Origin of the sequence: Maritimibacter sp. HL-12, from assembly GCF_900177545.1 — a bacterium.
Classification (GTDB): domain Bacteria; phylum Pseudomonadota; class Alphaproteobacteria; order Rhodobacterales; family Rhodobacteraceae; genus Sinisalibacter.
The window spans coordinates 1,473,235-1,490,756 of sequence record NZ_FXBQ01000001.1 but is presented as its reverse complement, the minus strand read 5'-3'; the positions used below and the strand labels follow the sequence as shown (position 1 = coordinate 1,490,756).

The window sequence follows — 17,522 nt, the reverse complement described above, 5'->3', positions numbered from 1 at the left end:
CGGCACTTTCGGTCAGACATGGTGTGTCTGATGGGAGGCCCTGCCGATGGCGCAATTCGAGACTGTTCCAGCCGAAAACACCTATGACGTGGTGATCATAGGCGGGGCCATCATGGGTGCGAGCGTGGCGTGGTTTCTCGCCGCGAACCCGGTGTTCAACGGTCGCGTGCTGGTGGTCGAGCGAGATCCCAGCTATCGGAACAGCTCAACCGCGTTGAGCAATTCCTGCATGCGGCAGCAGTTTTCCAGCGAGATCAACGTGCGTATCAGCCAGTTCGCTGCGCGCTACGTGACGGCGTTTCGCGAGGAAATGGGTGACGAACGGGTGCCCGATATCCACACCCATTTCTTTGGCTACATGTATCTCGCAGGCAGTGAGGACTTCGCCGCGCATCTGCAGAAAACAGTCTCTATGCAGGCCAAACTCGGCGCAGGCTCGCGGATCATGACGCCGGACGAGATTGCCCAGGCCTATCCGTTCTACCGCACCGACGATATTTTGCTCGGCGCGCATAACCTGCGTGACGAGGGCTATTTCGACGGTGGCACGATGTTTGAATGGTGGCGGCGACTTGCCCGGGAGCGCGGGGTCGAGTTCGTATCCGGCGAGGTCGTGGGGATCGAGGTGGACGCCGGACGGGCCCGGGCGGTGCGTCTGGCCAACGGCGAGCGAATCGGATGCGGGTGGGTTGTGAACGCGGCAGGGCCCCGCGCGGCGCAGGTGGCCTCGATGGCCGGGCGCGCGCTCCCGGTTGAGCCACGAAAACGCTATACCTGGGTGTTCGAGGCCGAACGGCCGCTCGACCGGGCGCTTCCGCTTACCATTGATCCCACCGGGGTGCATGTGCGCAGCGATGGCGGCTACTACATGGCGGGCGCGACGCCGGATCACGATCCGGCCGTCGATCCTGACGATTTCGCCGCCGATCACAGCCTGTGGGAAGCAAAGGTCTGGCCGGTTCTCGCGCATCGCATTCCCGCCTTCGAGGCGATCCGCGTGGTGAACGAGTGGGTCGGGCATTATGCCTACAACACGCTCGATCAAAACGCCGTCGTCGGTCCTGACGACGAGGTTGAAAACCTTCTCTATGCCAACGGATTCTCGGGCCACGGGCTGCAACAGGCGCCCGCGATGGGGCGGGGCCTTGCCGAGTGGATCACCACCGGCGGCTGGCAGACGCTCGATCTTTCGCCGCTCGGGATCGACCGCGTGCGGCGCGGTGTCCGGCAAGATGAGGCGGCGATCATCTGAGCGGCGTTGACTTGCTTCCCGAGTCGGGTTCATAGTTATTTCAGTGGTTGAAATAAATCGACCGAACGGGAGGACACATGTATCTCGGATTGGATCTCGGCACGTCGGGCCTGCGTGCCGTTCTCGTCGATGGTGAAGGCGGGGTGCTGGCCGCATCCGACCAGGCCCTTCACGTGGCACATCCGCATTCGGGCTGGAGCGAGCAAGACCCGGCTGACTGGGTTGCGGCCACCGAACGCGCGCTGGACGCGCTCAAGCAGAGCCACCCGAAGGAACTGGCCGCTTTGAGGGCGATCGGGCTTTCCGGCCAGATGCACGGTGCCACCTTACTCGATGCCGCCAACGAAGTTCTTCGACCCGCGATCTTGTGGAACGACACGCGTGCGTCCGCCGAGGCGGCAGCGATGGACGGCGATCCGGAATTTCGTGTGATCAGCGGCAATATTGTGTTTCCCGGTTTCACCGCGCCCAAGCTCTCGTGGGTCAAGGCACATGAGCCCGAGGTCTTCGCGCGCGTCGCCATGGTGCTCCTGCCAAAGGATTACCTGAGGTTCTGGCTCACCGGCGATCATGCTTCGGATATGTCCGACAGTGCCGGCACCTCCTGGATGGATACCGGCAAGCGGGCCTGGTCGGAGGAATTGCTCGACAAGGCCGGGATGCGGCTCGACCAGATGCCACGACTCGTGGAAGGGTCGGAGGTTTCCGGCACATTGCGCCGTGAGGTGGCCGAACGCTGGGGGCTTTCCGAAAACGTCAAGGTGGTGGGCGGCGGCGGAGACAATTCCGCCTCGGCTTGCGGCGTGGGTTGTTTCGACGAAGGCGACGGCTTCGTTTCGCTCGGCACCTCGGGCGTTTTGCTCGCGGCGAAATCGGGCTTCTCACCCAGCCCGGAGACGGCCGTGCATACCTTCTGCCACTCGGTGCCCGAGACATGGTATCAAATGGGGGTGATCCTCGCAGCGACCGATTGCCTGAACTGGCTCGCGGCTCAAACAGGCACTAAACCGGCGGAATTGAGTGAATTGCTCGGTGATCGGATCGACGGTCCGGGCACCATCCGCTTCCTGCCTTACCTCTCCGGTGAACGCACGCCGCACAACGATGCGCGCATTCGCGGTGCTTTCGTCGGGCTTTCGATCGGGGACGGTCACAAGGAACTCACCCAGGCGGTCATGGAAGGCGTGGCCTTCGCGCTCAAGGACAACCACGAGGCCCTGAAGGCGACCGGTACCACGCTCAATCGCCTGCTCGCTATCGGTGGCGGCTCGAAATCTGATTACTGGGTCGAGTTGATCGCCACGCTCCTTGGCGTGCCGATCGACCTGCCGGAGAAAGGCGAGTTCGGCGCGGCACTGGGCGCGGCCCGGCTTGCCATCGTCGGCGATACCGGCGCTGCCCCTTCGGAGGTTATGACGCGCCCCGCGGTCGCCCGCACGATCGCGCCGCGCGCCGATCTCGCCCACGCTTATGACACCGCCTATGCGCAATATCGCGCGCTTTACCCTGCCCTGAAGGAGTTCACATGAGCACCGGATTTTTCCCTGTCGAGCGCATTCCCTTCGAGGGGCCTGACAGCACCAACCCGCTCGCCTTCCACCATTACAATCCCGACGAGGTTGTGATGGGCAAACGGATGGAGGATCACCTCCGCTTCGCCGTCGCCTATTGGCACAGCTTTGCCTGGGAAGGGCTCGATCCCTTCGGCGGACGGACGTTCGACCGGCCCTGGTATCCGCAGGACGCGATGGACAAGGCCCGGCTCAAGGCCGACGTGGCCTTCGAGCTGTTCACAGCACTTGGCGTGCCGTTCTACTGCTTCCACGATGCCGACGTGCGGCCCGATTTCGGCAATTTCCGCGAAAATACGCGGGCTCTGGAAGAGATCACCGACATCTTCGCGCAGAAGCAGGAAGAAACCGGCGTCGGCTTGCTTTGGGGCACCGCCAACCTGTTCAGCCACCGTCGCTTCATGTCGGGGGCATCGACCAACCCGGACCCGGAGGTGTTTGCCTATTCGGCTGCCACGATCAAAACCTGCATGGACGCCACGAAAAAGCTCGATGGGCAGAACTATGTGCTTTGGGGCGGGCGTGAAGGCTATGAGACCCTGCTCAACACCGATCTCAAGCGCGAAGACGCGCAGATGGGCCGGATGCTGAACATGGTGGTGGAGTACAAGCACAAGATCGGCTTCGAGGGGCAGATCATGGTGGAGCCAAAGCCGCAGGAACCCTCCAAACACCAGTATGATTACGATGTCGCCACGGTTTATGGCTTCCTCAAGCGCCATGGGCTGGAGAACGAGGTGGTGGTGAATATCGAACAGGGGCACGCGATCCTTGCCGGGCACAGCTTCGAGCACGAGATCGCCCTCGCCAACGCGCTGGGCATCTTCGGCTCGATCGACATGAACCGGAACGATTACCAATCAGGTTGGGATACCGACCAGTTTCCGAACAACGTGCCCGAGGTGGCGCTGGCCTATTACCACATTCTCAAGGCCGGCGGGTTTGGCAATGGCGGTACCAATTTCGACGCCAAGCTGCGGCGCCAGTCGCTCGATGCGGAGGATCTGTTGCACGGCCATATCGGCGGGATGGACACCTGTGCCCGAGGGCTCAAGGCGGCTGCCGCGATGCTGGAGGATGGCGCGCTCGATGGGTTCGTCGAAGATCGCTATTCGGGCTGGAATAGTGACACATGGCAGGATGTTCTCGCGGGAAAATCGAGCCTTGAGGCGCTGGCTGAAAAGGTCGAGGCCGAGGGCATCGAACCCGAGCCACGTTCGGGGCGGCAGGAATACCTCGAGAACCTCGTGAACCGGTTTGTCTGAGCGATGATTGAACGCGGCCATACCAGGATCCATGGCCGGGCGATCGATTTGGCCCGGCTTGTCGCGGGCGACATGGAGGTGACGCTCCTGAGCTTCGGTTCGATCACGCGCGATTGGCGGATTGCCGGTCGCCCGGTGGTTCTGGGGTATCCCGATCCAGCCGACTATGGCGATGATCCGTTCTACATGGGGATCATCGCGGGTCGGGTGGCCAACCGGATCGCGGGTGGGCGGTTTCCGCTCGGTCCCCTGGAAACGGAGTTGCCGCTCAACGACGGTGCCAACCACCTGCACGGCGGTCCACGCGGGCTTGGCAAGCGGCATTGGCAGATGGAGGCCGACACGGCGGCGGGCGCGGTGCGGCTTTCTTGCGTCAGCGGTCATGGCGACGGTGGCTATCCGGGGCGGGCGGCGTTCGAGGTGGTCGTGAGCCTGAGCGAGACGCGCCTGACATACGACATGCGCGCCGAGGTGGACCGGCCGACGCCGATCAACCTTGCCCAGCACAATTATTACAACCTGACCGGCGGCGAGATCTGGGATCACGAACTGCAGATCGCGGCGCAAGAGTATCTGCCCATCGACGCGGGCAGTATCCCGCTGGGGCATCGTGCGCCCGTCGCGGGGACGACCCTCGACTTTCGCGAGGCCCGCCGGATTGGCGAGGTGGATGCCGCCCGCGAGGGGATCGACCATTGCATGGTGCTCACCGGCGAGCAGCCCGCCGCCGTTCTGACAGCTCCCGGCGCGCCAACCTTGCGCTTCTTCACCGATCAGCCCGGCCTGCAACTCTACACCGGCAAATACCTTTCAGGGGCGCATCAACCCTTCACCGGGATCTGCCTTGAACCCGAGGGCTTCCCTGATGCGGTCAATCAACCCGGCTTTCCTTCGGTGATGGTAACGCCCGATGCGCCCTATGTTCAGCGGCTTTCGATCGAGGTGGGTTGATGCGGTTCCTCCTGCCATTCTTGGTGATTGCAGGGCTGGCCGAGGCGGCGGAGCTGCCCCCGCCCGTGACCGATTCCGATTTCATGGAGACCACGCCTGAAGCCGTTGCGCTCGGGCAGCTCCTGTTTTTCGACCCGATCCTGTCGGGATCGAAGGCGGTGGCCTGCTCCACCTGTCATCACCCGAAGTTCGGGACCTCGGACGGGCTCTCGCTTGGGCTTGGCGACGGCGCGAGCGGGCTGGGGCCGGAGCGGCGCGCGCTGGGAGAGAATTATCCGGAAAAGCGCATTCCGCGCAACGCGCCGGCCCTGTTCAATCTTGGCGCAAAGGAGTTCACCCGGATGTTTCATGCCGGGCGACTTGAGGCCGACCCGACCAAGCCCGGCGGTATCCGAACACCGCTCGGGCAGGAGATGGTCGAGGGGTTCTCGGGCGTGCTCTCGGCGCAGGCGATGTTTCCGGTGCTGTCAGCCGACGAGATGGCAGGGCATTACAGTGAGAACGAGATCAGCCAGGCCGTTCGGCTGGGGATGCTCACCGGCGAGGGTGGGGCATGGGATCTGATCTCGAAGCGGGTGGAAGCGATCCCCGAGTACCGCGCGCTGTTCGATGAAGTGATCGGAGATGCGCCGATTGGTTTCACCGATATTTCCGACGTCATCGCCGAGTTCATCGCCTTTGAATGGCGCGCAGACGAAAGCCCGTTCGACGCGCATTTGCGCGGAATAGAGCCACTTTCCGGCCTTGCGCGGGAAGGCATGGACCTGTTCTACGGCAAGGCGGGCTGTGCGGATTGTCATTCCGGAAAGTTCCAGACCGACCACGAGTTTCATGCCCTCGCCATGCCCCAGATCGGTCCCGGTGCGGTGGCGCGCTTCGAGACCCATACCCGTGATATCGGGCGATACAGGGTGACAGGCAACCCGGCGGATATCTATCGCTTCCGAACACCGTCGCTGCGCAACGTCGCCCTTACCGCGCCCTACGGCCACGCCGGGGCCTATGCCACGCTGGAGGCGGTGGTGCGCCATCATCTCGATCCGGTCAAGGCGCTGTTCTCCTACGATATCTCGCAAGCCATTCTGCCCGACCTCGAAGGCGCAAGCCCGAAAGACACGGCGATCATGGCCGACGCGCGCGAGATCGCGGCAATTGCCGAGGCCAACGAGCTTGCCCCGATGGAGCTGACGGACCACGAGATTGCCGCGATCCTCGCTTTTCTTGAAAGCCTTACCGACCCGGGAAGCCAGGATGGGCGGTTGGGTATTCCCGAGCGAGTGCCGAGCGGATTGCCCGTGGAATAGGATCTGCTACAGGCGCTCGATGGCAAGGCCATCGGCCGTCCGGCTGACGCGAAGGATGCAATCGGCATCAACTTCGATCCAGTCCGACGTTGCGCCATCGGGCCAGATCACCCGCAGATCGGCTTTTTCAGCGGGGCCAAGGCCGAAATGTTCTGGCACCGCCGCGCCGCTGGCATGGCCGCCGCCCACCGTGATCTCGCGGGCGTGGATGCGCCCGTCCACCCGAAGCTCGATCCAGGCACCCACAGCGCGGGTGTTGGGCCCGGGCTGGGTGAGTGCAACCTCAAGCCAGTGACCGGATGCTTCGGCCGCGTTTTGATACACTTCCAGCGGCACGCGGCGGTTGACCACGGCGAGATCGAGCCGGCCATCGAGGTTCAGGTCGATCAGCGCTGCACCGCGCGATCGCGCCATGCTGGCCACCCCGGCTTCCACCGAGATTTCGCGAAATACCCCGTCTTCGCCCTGGATCAGCAGCGAGTTTGGGTCTTCCATTGCGTTAGATGGCATCTGCTCGACATTGCCCTTGGCAATAAAGGCGTCGTCGCGGCCATCGTTGTTCACGTCACCAAAGGCGATGTGCCAGCCGGTCGAGGGGCGTCCGTCATCACCAAGATGCGGGCGCTGGGCCGATGTGCCGAGAGAATAGGGCGCGGGCACCCAGGTTGGCCCGTCGCCCTCGCGGATCTGGAACAACTGGTCGGCCATCGAGGAGAGGTAGACCTCCGGCAACCCGTCGCCGGTGATGTCGCGCGAGGCGATGCCCATGCCCCAGAGCGAATAGGACTGCCAGCCTTCCTCGGAAGTATAGAGCCTTGGCTCGGGTTCCATCGCCCAGAGCTGCTCTTCACCGCCGCGCACGTAGTAGTGCCTGTCGTTGCTCAGGCGGAGATCTGCGCGGCCCTGACGGTTCCAGTCCGAAAAGAGGGCCGAAAGGGCGCAAAACCCGGGTTCGAGCACGGTTGGGTTGGAATAGGCCCTGTTTTCCGGCCGATAGAGCTGGTTGATATCGCAGGCCTCGAAGGGGCCCTCGGGGTCAGTTCGGTCAACATAGTTTCCGAAGGCGAGCGTCGGCAGGCTCTGACCCTGTTCCCATGTCGCGGTGAAGGAGGTTGTCCAGCGATCATCGGAGTGAAAGCCAAGATCCTGTTCAAACGGCGCGAAGTTGCAATCGGGCTCACCTTTGAGAAGCAGGTTTTCACCGACGCGAAGCACGGCAAGATCGAGCCGTCCGTCACTGTCGATATCGAGCGGATAAGCCCCGATCACGCCGGTGATCGCGAGCGTGTCTGGCGTGTCCGGGCGGAGACGTGTCGGATCTGCGCGCACGCCGGTTCGGTTGCGAAACAGGGTCGCCGGATTGCTGCCGCCGGCAACGAAAAGCTCGGGAAAGAGATCGTCGTTGCAGTCGAAAGCGGCGATGCCACCGCCAACGAAATGCTCCCAGCCTCCGGCATAGACGTGATCCGATACCGAAACGGCGCGGAACGCCGGGTCCGCGAGCGCGATGCCGGGCAAAAGGATCAGAACGGCAGTTCTTTCAAGCATGGATCGCCAACCGGCGCACCGCGAGCGCGGTGACACCTTCCATCGCATAGGCTGCGGCCCCCTTGGCCCACATCGAATCGCCCCACTTGTGAATGCGCACCTCGGGCGGCGGCGCGTCGACCTGAACCACCTCGTCGCGCATCGCCGCAATCACCTCGTCGGAGTAGAGGAAATCGCGACTCATCCGTTCACCGGACAGAATGATGAGCTTGGGATCGAAGATATTGACGATGTTGGCAAGTCCCAGGGCGAACATGCGGCTGGCGCGGTTCAGGATGGTGTGTGCGGTGTGATTGCCCTCGCGTGCCGCCACGAACAAGGCTTCCAGCCGCTCCGAACGGCTGGCGTTCGCATTGCTGGGCAGTGACACATCGGCTTCGCGCAAAAGGGCATAATCCGACACATAGGCTTCAAGACAGCCACGCTGGCCGCAACGGCACAGCGCACCATCAAGGTGAACCTTGGTGTGGCCAAACTCCGCGCCACAGCCGCGCGTGCCGCGATAGACCTTGCCGTCGATCACGATGCCCATGCCAACGCCCTGTTCGATGGTGATGACGATGAAATCACTCACCCCGCGCGCTTCCCCGAAAAGCTGTTCGGCCTTGGCCACGAGATTGGCGTCGTTGTCGAGAAAAACCGCCATCGGCAAAGCCTTTTCGAGCCGATCGCGCAGGCAGATGTTGCGCTCGGTGATCGAGGGCGACCAGTGCACGAAGCCTTCGAGCGCGTCGATCGTCCCCGGCAACCCGACACCGAGACCGGATATGTCGGCGGTGGTGCGACCGATCTTTGCGGTGATCTCGTCGAGGGCGGAACGGATTTCGGCAATGAGAGCATCCGGTGACACTTGCGGCTCGGAGAGCGTGGCTTCGTGCTCGGCGAGGGTCGTGCCATCGAAGTCGATCAGCACGAGACTGAGAGTTCGGAACGAGACCTTCACACCGGCCACGAGATGGGCTGCGCCGCGCACCCGCAGCGCGACGCGAGGCCGCCCGCGGCCCGAGGTTTCGCGGTCTTCCTCCGGCGCGACTTCCTCGACAAGGCCTGCGCTGATCAACTCGGAGGTAATCGCCGTCACCGTCGCCGGACTGACCCCGGTTTCCCTCGCGATGTCGATCCGGGCAATCTGACCTGCGCCGCGAATCACCGCGACCACCTGCTGGCGGTTTACCTCGCGTTGATCCGGCGTCCCGGCGGGTTTGTCCTGCCTGGCCACGGGCGTTCCTCCCATGTTTTTGTTCCGCATATCACATTTTGCGAGATTCGATGCGTTATTTATTTAGACCACAAAATTAAATGTGTTACGATTCGGGCATCGTCAGCGAATCCCTTTGATGGGGTATCCCGTCTGACGCCATATTTGGGAGGATATCATGAAGAAAACTCTGGTTTTCGCTGCGGCGTTCGTTGGCGCTTCGATGGCGACTTCGGCCATTGCCCAGACGGTGGGTGTGAGTTGGTCGAACTTCCAGGAAGAACGCTGGAAGACCGACGAAGCGGCGATCGTTGCGGCCCTCGAGGCTGCCGGTGCGTCCTACATTTCCGCCGACGCGCAATCGTCGTCGGCCAAGCAGCTTTCCGACATCGAAAGCCTCATCGCCCAGGGTGCCGACGCCCTGATCCTGCTCGCGCAGGATACCCAGGCGATCATTCCCGCGGTGCAGGCCGCGGCCGACGAAGGCATTCCGGTTGTCGCCTATGACCGCCTGATCGAAGACTCGCGCGCGCTCTACATCACCTTCGACAACGTCGAGGTGGGGCGGATGCAGGCACGTGCCGTTCTGGAGCAGGCTCCGGAAGGCAACTACGTGATGATCAAGGGGTCGCCGACTGACCCGAACGCAGACTTCCTGCGCGGCGGCCAGCAGGAGATCCTGCAAGACGCGATCGACAGTGGTGCCATTACCATCGTGGGCGAAGCCTACACCGATGGCTGGCTGCCGGCGAACGCTCAGCGCAACATGGAGCAGATCCTGACCGCGAACGACAACAACGTCGATGCCGTTGTGGCGTCGAACGACGGCACCGCCGGTGGCGTTGTCGCAGCGCTCACCGCGCAGGGCATGGAAGGCATCCCGGTTTCGGGTCAGGACGGTGATCATGCCGCTCTGAACCGAGTCGCCAAGGGCACCCAGACGGTTTCGGTCTGGAAGGACGCACGGGATCTCGGCAAATCCGCCGCAGAAGCCGCTGTGTCGATGGCGACAGGTACCGCGAAGGAAGACATTGAGGGCGCGATGGAATGGACCTCGCCGTCCGGAACGACGATGACGTCGATCTTCCTCGCGCCGGTGCCGATCACGCAGGACAATCTCCCGCTCGTCGTGGACGCCGGCTGGATCAGCCAGGACTCCCTGTGCCAAGGCGTCGAAGACGGCCCGGCCCCCTGCAACTGATCGTCTGACACACAGACCTTCGGACAAGTCCGGCCTCCACCCTTGGCGGGGTGGGGGCCCTCCTGCACCGGGAACTTCATGCCATGACCGAAGCGACGACCTCGCACGACCCGTCGGAACCCGCGCGGAACAAGCGGACCCTGTTTCAGAACCTGGAAATCGACACCCGGCTTCTGGGCATGATCGGTGCATTCCTGCTGATTGCCATCGTGTTCAACATCATGACCGAGGGCCGGTTTCTTACTCCGCGCAACGTCTTCAACCTGACGATCCAGACCGTATCCGTCGCCATCATGGCCACCGGCATGGTCTTCGTCATCGTCACCCGCCACATTGACCTTTCCGTTGGCGCGCTGCTCGCGACGGTCTCCGCCACGATGGCGGTCACCCAGACGGATTTGCTGCCGACCATGCTCGGGCTTGAACTCGGCTCGCCCCTGATCGCGCCGATCACGATCCTCTTCGGGGCCATCGTCGGCACCATCATCGGCGCCTTCCATGGCTACCTGATCGGCTATCTGGCGATCCCGGCGTTCATCGTCACGCTCGGCGGGCTCTTCGTCTGGCGCAACGTCGCCTGGCATATCACCAGCGGCCAGACCGTTGGCCCGCTCGATCCTCAATTCGTCTCGCTGGGCGGGATCGACGGAACGCTTGGCGAAACCGGATCGTGGGTTTTCGGTGCGCTTGCCGCCCTGTTCACGCTCTATCTCCTTTTCGGTGCAAGACGCAGGAAGGTCAGCCACGGCTTTCCGGTGAAACCGATCTGGGCCGAGATCCTGATTGCCGGGGTTGCCTTGGCCGCGATCCTCGGTTTCGTCTGGATTCTCAATTCCTACGACATTCCCGACCGGCGTCTTGAGCGCATGTTCGCCGCGCGCGGCGAGGTCATGCCGGAGGGGTACACTGCCGGCTACGGCGTGCCGCTGTCGGTCCTGCTCCTGATCATCGTCGCCGCGGCGATGATGGTGGTGGCGCAGCGCACGCGGCTGGGCCGCTACATCTTCGCGGCCGGGGGCAACCCCGAGGCCGCGGCGCTCTCGGGCATCAATACCCGGCTGCTGACCGTGAAGGTCTTCGCCATCGTCGGCTTCCTCTGCGCCCTTTCGGCTGTGGTCGCCAGCGCGCGGCTGAACTTCCATTCCAACGACGTGGGCACGCTCGACGAGTTGCGCGTGATCGCCGCCGCCGTGATCGGCGGCACCGCGCTTTCGGGCGGGATCGGCACGATCTACGGCGCGATCCTCGGCGCGCTCATCATGCAGAGCCTGCAATCGGGCATGGCGATGGTCGGGGTTGAAGCGCCCTATCAGAACATCGTGGTCGGCATCGTACTGGTTCTGGCCGTCTTCATCGACATCGTCTACCGCAAGCGGACGGGAGTTTGACCATGGCAGACACGAGCATTGACAGGAGCGTTACGCCCCTTTGCGAAATGCGCGACATGCAGAAGGCATTCGGCGGTATCCGCGCGGTCGACCATGTGACCGTGAATGTCTATCCCGGCGAGGTGGTCGGTATCCTCGGCCACAACGGGGCCGGAAAATCGGTGCTGATGAAGATGCTCTCAGGCGCCTATCAACGCGATGGCGGGCAAATCTTCGTCAACGGCGAAGAGGTTCAGATCAACAACCCCCGTGATGCGCGCGCTTACAACATCGAGACGATCTACCAGACCCTCGCGCTGGCCGATAACCTCGACGCCGCGTCGAACCTCTTTCTCGGGCGGGAACTCACAACGCGGCTGGGTTTTCTGGATGATCAAAGCATGGAATCCGAAACCCGCAAGATCATGTCGCGGCTCAACCCGAACTTCCGGCGCTACTCAACCCCGGTCGCCGGCCTTTCCGGCGGGCAACGGCAATCGGTCGCCATCGCCCGCGCGGTGTATTTCGACGCCAAGATCCTGATCATGGACGAGCCGACCGCGGCGCTGGGCGTGGAAGAGACCCGCATGGTGGCCGAGCTGATCGGCGAGTTGAAGCGGCAGGGCATCGGGATTTTCCTGATCGACCACGATATTCACCAGGTCAAGCAGTTGTGCGACCGCGCCAGCGTGATGAAGAACGGCCGCCTGGTGGGCACGGTCAACGTGGACGAGGTGACCGAAGATGACCTGCTCGGCATGATCATCCTTGGCAAGAATCCGAAGGCGGAGGCGGCCTGAGCGCTCGCATAACTGTTTCGGGTGCACTTCGCAAAGCGGCAACGTTTCATTTGGCAACAATTTCTTACCACCTCGGCAGAAATTGTTTGAATTATTCCGGCACCTCCTTACTGTTGCCATCAGCTTGGGCGGGCCTTCCACTCGTCCGAGGCCGATAAAGACAGACCAAAAACGACAGATCGGAGGAGGATCTCAATGGAGCGTCGTAAGTTTTTGACCGGTGCCGCAATCGGCACCGCGGGGGCAGCCCTTGCAACACCGTCGGTGGCTCAGGGCACCAAGACCATGACCATCGTTTCGACCTGGCCGCGCGACATGCCCGGCCTTGGTGTTTCGGCCCAACGTCTTGCGGAGCGTATTACCGAGCTTTCGGAAGGCGCGATCCAGACCGAGTATTATGCCGCCGGTGAGCGGGTTGGCGCGCTCGACGTTTTCGACGAAGTGGCCAGCGGCAACAGCCAGGCCTACATCGGTGCCGACTACTACTGGACCGGCAAGCACCCGGCCCTGGCCTACTTCACCGCCGTGCCCTTTGGCATGTCCTTTGCCGAGATCAATGCCTGGTGCCTCTATGGCAACGGCATGGCGCTGTGGGACAAGGTGCAGGACCAGTTTGGCCTGAAGGGCTTGCCCGCCGGCAACACCGGCACGCAGGCCGGCGGCTGGTTCAACCTCGAAATCGAAGACCCCGACGATTTCAAGGGCCTGAAGATGCGCATCCCCGGCCAGGGTGGCCAGGTGCTCGCCAAGCTGGGCGCCTCGACGGTGTCGCTTCCGGGCGGCCAGATCTACGAAAACCTCGTGTCGGGCACGATTGACGCGACCGAGTGGGTTGGCCCCTACAACGACTACTTCATGAAGTTCTACGAAGCCGCGAAGTACTACTACACCGGCGGCATGCACGAGCCGGGCGCACAGCTCTCGCTCACGTCGAACAAGTCCTGGTGGTCGAGCCTCACGGATTGGGAGCGGAACATCATCACCGCTGCCGCGCTCGAGGAGAACGCGAACTCCTACTACGAGGCCATGGCGCTCAACGGCGAATACCTCATCCGGCTCCAGGAAGAGCATGGCGTCGAGGTTCGGTCGTTCAACGATGACGTTTGGGATGCAATGGGCGAAGCGGCGGAAGAGGTCTTTGAAGAGACGGCCGCCTATGATGCCCTCGCGGCCGAAGTCAACGAGGACTTCCAGAGCTCGATGCGGGCAGTCGGGCGCGGCATTGCCCTGTTCGAGGGTCAGTTCGTGAACCAGCGCAACCGGATCCTCGGCCTTTGAGGCTCTGACTCCGAAACGCAAAGTATAGGGACGGGGCTTCGGCCCCGTCCTTTTCCCGAGCGCGGGGCAGTCCCGCATCCAAGGCAATTCAGGGGAGAGACGATCAATGGCCAGCGCCCAAATCGAGATTCCTCGTCACGGTCGGCCTGCGCCGGTCGTGCGGATATTCGGGTGGTCGATGCTGACCATCCTTGTGGCGTTTCTTGTCAACAACGTGCTCGTTGTCTGGTTCGACTACCCGGGCCTGCGCGGCTTTGGCACTGACGCGGCAGCGGGAGCCTGGGTGCATGCCGCGCTATACATGGTTGCGATCGTCGCGGCTGTTGGCCTGGTGCTCACAGACCTTTCGCGTTCGCTGCGCTGGGATGCCCATCTCGTTCACTCCTTCAACGTCTACCTGATCCGGGCATTGTTCTGGTCGGTCTTTCTCGTGGGTGTCGTGGATGCCTCGATCGCTCTCCTGAGATCGGAACAACTCGTCGAGCCGCTGTTTGGCGAGGCGGTGGCGGGGCTTGTAATGCGCGGGGCATGGGTCGGCCCCTGGGTTCACGTGCCGCTGATCGTTGCGGGTTTCGTCTTGGCGCTTTTCACACGCACCCTCGGCTTCGTCTGGCTGGCATTGTTGATCGTGGTCGCCGAGCTTCTGATCGTGCTGTCGCGCTTCGTGTTTTCCTATGAGCAGGCCCTGATGGGCGACCTCGTCCGTTACTGGTATGCCGCGCTCTTTCTTTTTGCCTCGGCCTATACCCTGTTCGACGAAGGCCACGTCCGCGTCGACGTAATCTATTCCGGGCTTGGGCGGACAGCCCGAGGCACCGTCAACGCGGTTGGCACAATCCTTCTCGGCCTGAGCACGGCCTGGGTGATCGTGATCATCGCGTTCAACGGCAAGCAATCCGTTGTCAATGCGCCGGTGGCCAACTTCGAGATCAGCCAGGCGGGGCCATTCGGGATGTTCGTGAAATACCAGATGGCTGCCTTCATCGGCCTGTTCGGGATCACCATGCTGATCCAGTTCGTCAGCTACCTGTTCGACGCCGTCGCCGACAAACGCAACGAGCCCGGCCATCGTGAGCCGACGGCCGCTTCAGCCCATTGACGAGGTGACCCCTTATGGAGCTACTTTTCCTTCTTCTCCTCGTTCTGATCATGGCCGGCGCCCTCGGTTCCGGTTATCCGGTCGCCTTCGCGCTGCCGGGCGCGGCGATCATCAGCATCGGCCTTGCGGCCGGCGCTGGCTGGATCTTCGCGGGAAGCACCGACGCCTATTTCCACACGGGTGGGCCGCAGCAATGGCTCTCTGCGGGGGTAACGAACCTTCGAGGGATATACTGGGAGGTTGAACGAGACACGCTGATCGCCATTCCCCTGTTCATTTTCATGGGGATCATGCTGCAGCGGTCCAAGATTGCCGAAGACCTGCTGGTGACCATGGCGCGGCTGTTCGGCCCGGTGCCCGGGGGCCTCGGGATTTCCGTGGTTTTCGTTGGCGCGTTGCTTGCTGCAACCACCGGCATCGTCGGGGCGACGGTTGTGGCGATGGGCCTGATCTCGCTCCCCGCGATGCTTCGCAACAACTATTCCACGCCCCTCGCCACCGGCACGATTGCCGCGTCCGGCACGCTGGGGCAGATCATCCCGCCCTCGATCGTGCTGATCATCCTTGCCGACCAGCTTGCCAGCGCTGCCGACCAGGCATCGAGCATGCGCAAGGCCCTGCACAAGGAGGCGACTGGCGAACTTTCGATGCCGTCGACCTTCGACGTCTCGGGCACCAGCGCCGGGGAGATGTTTCTTGGTGCCTTCATCCCGGGGCTCGTGCTCGTCGGGCTTTACATGCTCTACATCCTCGTATTCGCCATCCTGAGGCCGAAATCGGCCCCGGCCGTGCGCTATGAGGGTGCGATCAACCTGCGGTTCTGGGTGGATGCGTTGCTTACGCTGGTGCCGCCGCTCGCGCTGATCTTCGTGGTCCTCGGCTCGATCCTCACCGGGATCGCCACGGTGAACCAGGCGGGGGCGATCGGTGCGGCGGGGGCGCTGCTGATGGCGGGCTACCGATTGCCGGAAAAGGGGTCGCGGCGCCTGTTTGTCCCTGTGCTCGTCGGCCTGGTTGGCCTCGTGATTATCGGCTTCGCGCTTGCCTATTACCCGATGAACGTGAAGGCAATGAGCACCGCCTCCGACCGTATCGGCATCGCGCTTGGCGTGGTTGGCACGCTGCTCCTTCTCGCATCGCTGATCTGGTCGGGCGTTCGCGCCATGCGGCTCCAGAACACGTTGCAACAGGTGATGCTTGAAACCGCCAAGACCACGTCGCTCGTTTTCATCATCCTGCTCGGAGCGGCGATGCTGACGGCGGCGTTCCGGGCGTTTGGCGGCGAAGACCTTGTGCGTGAGTTTCTCACCGGGTTGCCCGGCGGGTTCTGGACCCAGTTCCTCATCGTGATGCTGGTGATCTTCCTGCTCGGCTTTTTCCTCGATTTCATCGAGATCGCCGTGGTCGTGGTGCCGATCGTGGCACCGATCCTGCTCGCCGATCCGGGTGCCAATATCACCGCCGTCTGGCTTGGGGTGATGATTGGCCTGAACCTCCAGACCAGTTTTCTCACGCCGCCGTTCGGTTTCGCGCTGTTCTACCTGCGCGGCGTGGCACCCGCCGTCGTGCGGACCGTCCAGATCTACAAAGGCGTGATCCCGTTCATCGCGCTCCAGATCGTGGCCCTGATCATCGTCGGGGCGAATCCTCCGATGGTGAACTACCTGCCGAACCGGACGAGCCTGCTTTCGGAAACCGGTCCACCTCCGCGAAACCCCAAGCTCCAACTGTGTCTTGAAGACTACGTTGGCCAGAAACTGGCCGAGAGCAGCCGCGTGCAGGATGCCGTTTCGGCAGCGAAGATGCTTGATCTGTCGACTTTGCCCCGAGACCTTGAGCGGGATCTGTCGGGCGCGTTCGAGTCGGCCGAAGAGGCGCTTGCCGAGCACGCGAGGATCACGGATGCCGTGGCGGCAGTCGAGGAGGCCGCCGTCGACTATCGGCCCAAGCTCCACGTGGTGCGGAAAATCGAAAGAGACATTCGCAAGTTGCGGGAAGAGGCCGATGAGCTGAAGACAACGCTCAGCCGGATGCGCGGCGAAGCAAACCCCGATCGCCGCGCAAATCTCGAGGCGGACATCGCGGCACTGGAGGCCGAGATCGAAGCCATGCGGTCGCGGATACCGTCGGATTGGACGGAGGTGCACGACGCGTTCGCCGCGCTGACAAAGGCCGAAGACTTGGCGCGCCTTTCGTATCGGCGAGCGGCGGACAGTTCCTTCCAAGCCCCTGCGGAAGTGCTCGCGGTGCTCAAGGCCAACGAGGCCTATGCCGCCCTTGAGGGCCCGCTCAACGACATTCGCAGCGTATTCGAGACCGGCGAAGGCGAAGAGGCGATCACGACCATCGAGGCGCTGGAGGATCGGGTCGGCGAGGTCGAAGGCACGCGCGATGTGCGCTCGGCACTTTCCGGTGCCCGCCGCGACCTCGACCGTGGCCAGCGCGAAGATGCGCTCGAAGGCTACGGTGAGGCGCTGGAGGAATACCAGGCTCAGCTTCAGTGGCGCGGTGATGCGGCGGCTCTGATTCCCGGCATCGAGGCCTATCTGGATGCAACCCGGGGCACGCTCGGCATTCGGGTTCAGGAGCGTTTGACGCGGGAACAGGCTCTTGCCCTGGCAAGCTGCACCTCGGAGCACCGCGACGTTTCGCTCAACTTCTGAGCGGGTATCAAAAAGGAAGCGGCGC

General features: G+C 62.9%; 13 protein-coding genes. 11 read left to right on the top strand and 2 right to left on the bottom strand.

Features of this window, described 5'->3' with window-relative positions:
* The first annotated feature begins 46 nt into the window (after positions 1 to 46).
* The 5 genes from B9Y97_RS07370 (at position 47) to B9Y97_RS07350 (ending at position 6,343) form a co-directional block, all read left to right on the top strand.
* Complete coding sequence (locus tag B9Y97_RS07370; RefSeq protein WP_176224322.1) at positions 47 to 1,252, top strand: NAD(P)/FAD-dependent oxidoreductase; 1,206 nt, start codon at positions 47 to 49, stop codon at positions 1,250 to 1,252.
* A 77-nt stretch (positions 1,253 to 1,329) separates the two neighbouring features.
* A complete protein-coding gene (gene xylB / locus B9Y97_RS07365; RefSeq protein ID WP_085526139.1) occupies positions 1,330 to 2,781 on the top strand; it encodes a xylulokinase in 1,452 nt (483 codons plus the stop codon).
* On the top strand, positions 2,778 to 4,088 hold the full coding sequence (gene xylA, locus B9Y97_RS07360; RefSeq protein ID WP_085526138.1) for a xylose isomerase: 1,311 nt from the start codon (positions 2,778 to 2,780) through the stop codon (positions 4,086 to 4,088). The genes xylB and xylA overlap by 4 nt, the downstream gene beginning before the upstream one ends.
* Positions 4,089 to 4,091: 3 nt before the next feature.
* On the top strand, positions 4,092 to 5,039 hold the full coding sequence (locus tag B9Y97_RS07355; protein ID WP_085526137.1) for an aldose epimerase family protein: 948 nt from the start codon (positions 4,092 to 4,094) through the stop codon (positions 5,037 to 5,039).
* Entirely contained in the window at positions 5,039 to 6,343 is a 1,305-nt protein-coding gene (locus B9Y97_RS07350) for a cytochrome-c peroxidase (protein WP_085526136.1), read from the top strand. The genes B9Y97_RS07355 and B9Y97_RS07350 overlap by 1 nt, the downstream gene beginning before the upstream one ends.
* Positions 6,344 to 6,349: 6 nt before the next feature.
* Here B9Y97_RS07350 and B9Y97_RS07345 read toward each other — a convergent pair whose 3' ends face one another.
* The gene (locus tag B9Y97_RS07345) at positions 6,350 to 7,891 is read right to left on the bottom strand and encodes a CRTAC1 family protein (protein ID WP_085526135.1); all 1,542 of its coding nucleotides are present in this window, start codon (positions 7,889 to 7,891) and stop codon (positions 6,350 to 6,352) included.
* Positions 7,884 to 9,110, bottom strand: coding sequence for an ROK family transcriptional regulator (locus tag B9Y97_RS07340; protein WP_085528151.1), 1,227 nt, complete (start codon positions 9,108 to 9,110; stop codon positions 7,884 to 7,886). The genes B9Y97_RS07345 and B9Y97_RS07340 overlap by 8 nt, the downstream gene beginning before the upstream one ends.
* Before the next feature lie 157 nt (positions 9,111 to 9,267).
* On the opposite strand from B9Y97_RS07340, the gene xylF reads away from it, so the two are divergent.
* From xylF to B9Y97_RS07310, 6 genes are all read left to right on the top strand, one after another.
* Complete coding sequence (xylF, locus tag B9Y97_RS07335) at positions 9,268 to 10,290, top strand: D-xylose ABC transporter substrate-binding protein (RefSeq protein ID WP_085526134.1); 1,023 nt, start codon at positions 9,268 to 9,270, stop codon at positions 10,288 to 10,290.
* An 83-nt stretch (positions 10,291 to 10,373) separates the two neighbouring features.
* Entirely contained in the window at positions 10,374 to 11,678 is a 1,305-nt protein-coding gene (locus B9Y97_RS07330) for a sugar ABC transporter permease (RefSeq protein WP_085526133.1), read from the top strand.
* A 2-nt stretch (positions 11,679 to 11,680) separates the two neighbouring features.
* Entirely contained in the window at positions 11,681 to 12,457 is a 777-nt protein-coding gene (locus B9Y97_RS07325; RefSeq protein WP_085526132.1) for an ATP-binding cassette domain-containing protein, read from the top strand.
* 195 nt (positions 12,458 to 12,652) lie between these two features.
* Positions 12,653 to 13,735, top strand: a complete 1,083-nt coding sequence (locus B9Y97_RS07320; protein ID WP_085526131.1) for a TRAP transporter substrate-binding protein — start codon at positions 12,653 to 12,655, stop codon at positions 13,733 to 13,735.
* A 106-nt stretch (positions 13,736 to 13,841) separates the two neighbouring features.
* Positions 13,842 to 14,834 carry a TRAP transporter small permease subunit gene (locus B9Y97_RS07315; RefSeq protein ID WP_085526130.1) on the top strand — a complete coding sequence of 331 codons (993 nt, stop codon included), beginning with the start codon at positions 13,842 to 13,844 and terminating at the stop codon, positions 14,832 to 14,834.
* A gap of 14 nt (positions 14,835 to 14,848) precedes the next feature.
* Positions 14,849 to 17,497: a TRAP transporter large permease gene (locus B9Y97_RS07310; RefSeq protein WP_085526129.1), complete on the top strand. Its 2,649-nt coding sequence runs from the start codon at positions 14,849 to 14,851 to the stop codon at positions 17,495 to 17,497.
* Positions 17,498 to 17,522 lie beyond the last annotated feature (25 nt).

Excerpts from the sequence above, each read along its gene's own strand:
- B9Y97_RS07370 (WP_176224322.1), top strand. The coding sequence starts at position 47 with ATGGCGCAATTCGAGACTGTTCCAGCCGAAAACACCTATGACGTGGTG.
- xylB (WP_085526139.1), top strand. The coding sequence starts at position 1,330 with ATGTATCTCGGATTGGATCTCGGCACGTCGGGCCTGCGTGCCGTTCTC.
- xylA (WP_085526138.1), top strand. The coding sequence starts at position 2,778 with ATGAGCACCGGATTTTTCCCTGTCGAGCGCATTCCCTTCGAGGGGCCT.
- B9Y97_RS07355 (WP_085526137.1), top strand. The coding sequence starts at position 4,092 with ATGATTGAACGCGGCCATACCAGGATCCATGGCCGGGCGATCGATTTG.
- B9Y97_RS07350 (WP_085526136.1), top strand. The coding sequence starts at position 5,039 with ATGCGGTTCCTCCTGCCATTCTTGGTGATTGCAGGGCTGGCCGAGGCG.
- B9Y97_RS07345 (WP_085526135.1), bottom strand. The coding sequence starts at position 7,891 with ATGCTTGAAAGAACTGCCGTTCTGATCCTTTTGCCCGGCATCGCGCTC.
- xylF (WP_085526134.1), top strand. The coding sequence starts at position 9,268 with ATGAAGAAAACTCTGGTTTTCGCTGCGGCGTTCGTTGGCGCTTCGATG.
- B9Y97_RS07330 (WP_085526133.1), top strand. The coding sequence starts at position 10,374 with ATGACCGAAGCGACGACCTCGCACGACCCGTCGGAACCCGCGCGGAAC.
- B9Y97_RS07325 (WP_085526132.1), top strand. The coding sequence starts at position 11,681 with ATGGCAGACACGAGCATTGACAGGAGCGTTACGCCCCTTTGCGAAATG.
- B9Y97_RS07320 (WP_085526131.1), top strand. The coding sequence starts at position 12,653 with ATGGAGCGTCGTAAGTTTTTGACCGGTGCCGCAATCGGCACCGCGGGG.
- B9Y97_RS07315 (WP_085526130.1), top strand. The coding sequence starts at position 13,842 with ATGGCCAGCGCCCAAATCGAGATTCCTCGTCACGGTCGGCCTGCGCCG.
- B9Y97_RS07310 (WP_085526129.1), top strand. The coding sequence starts at position 14,849 with ATGGAGCTACTTTTCCTTCTTCTCCTCGTTCTGATCATGGCCGGCGCC.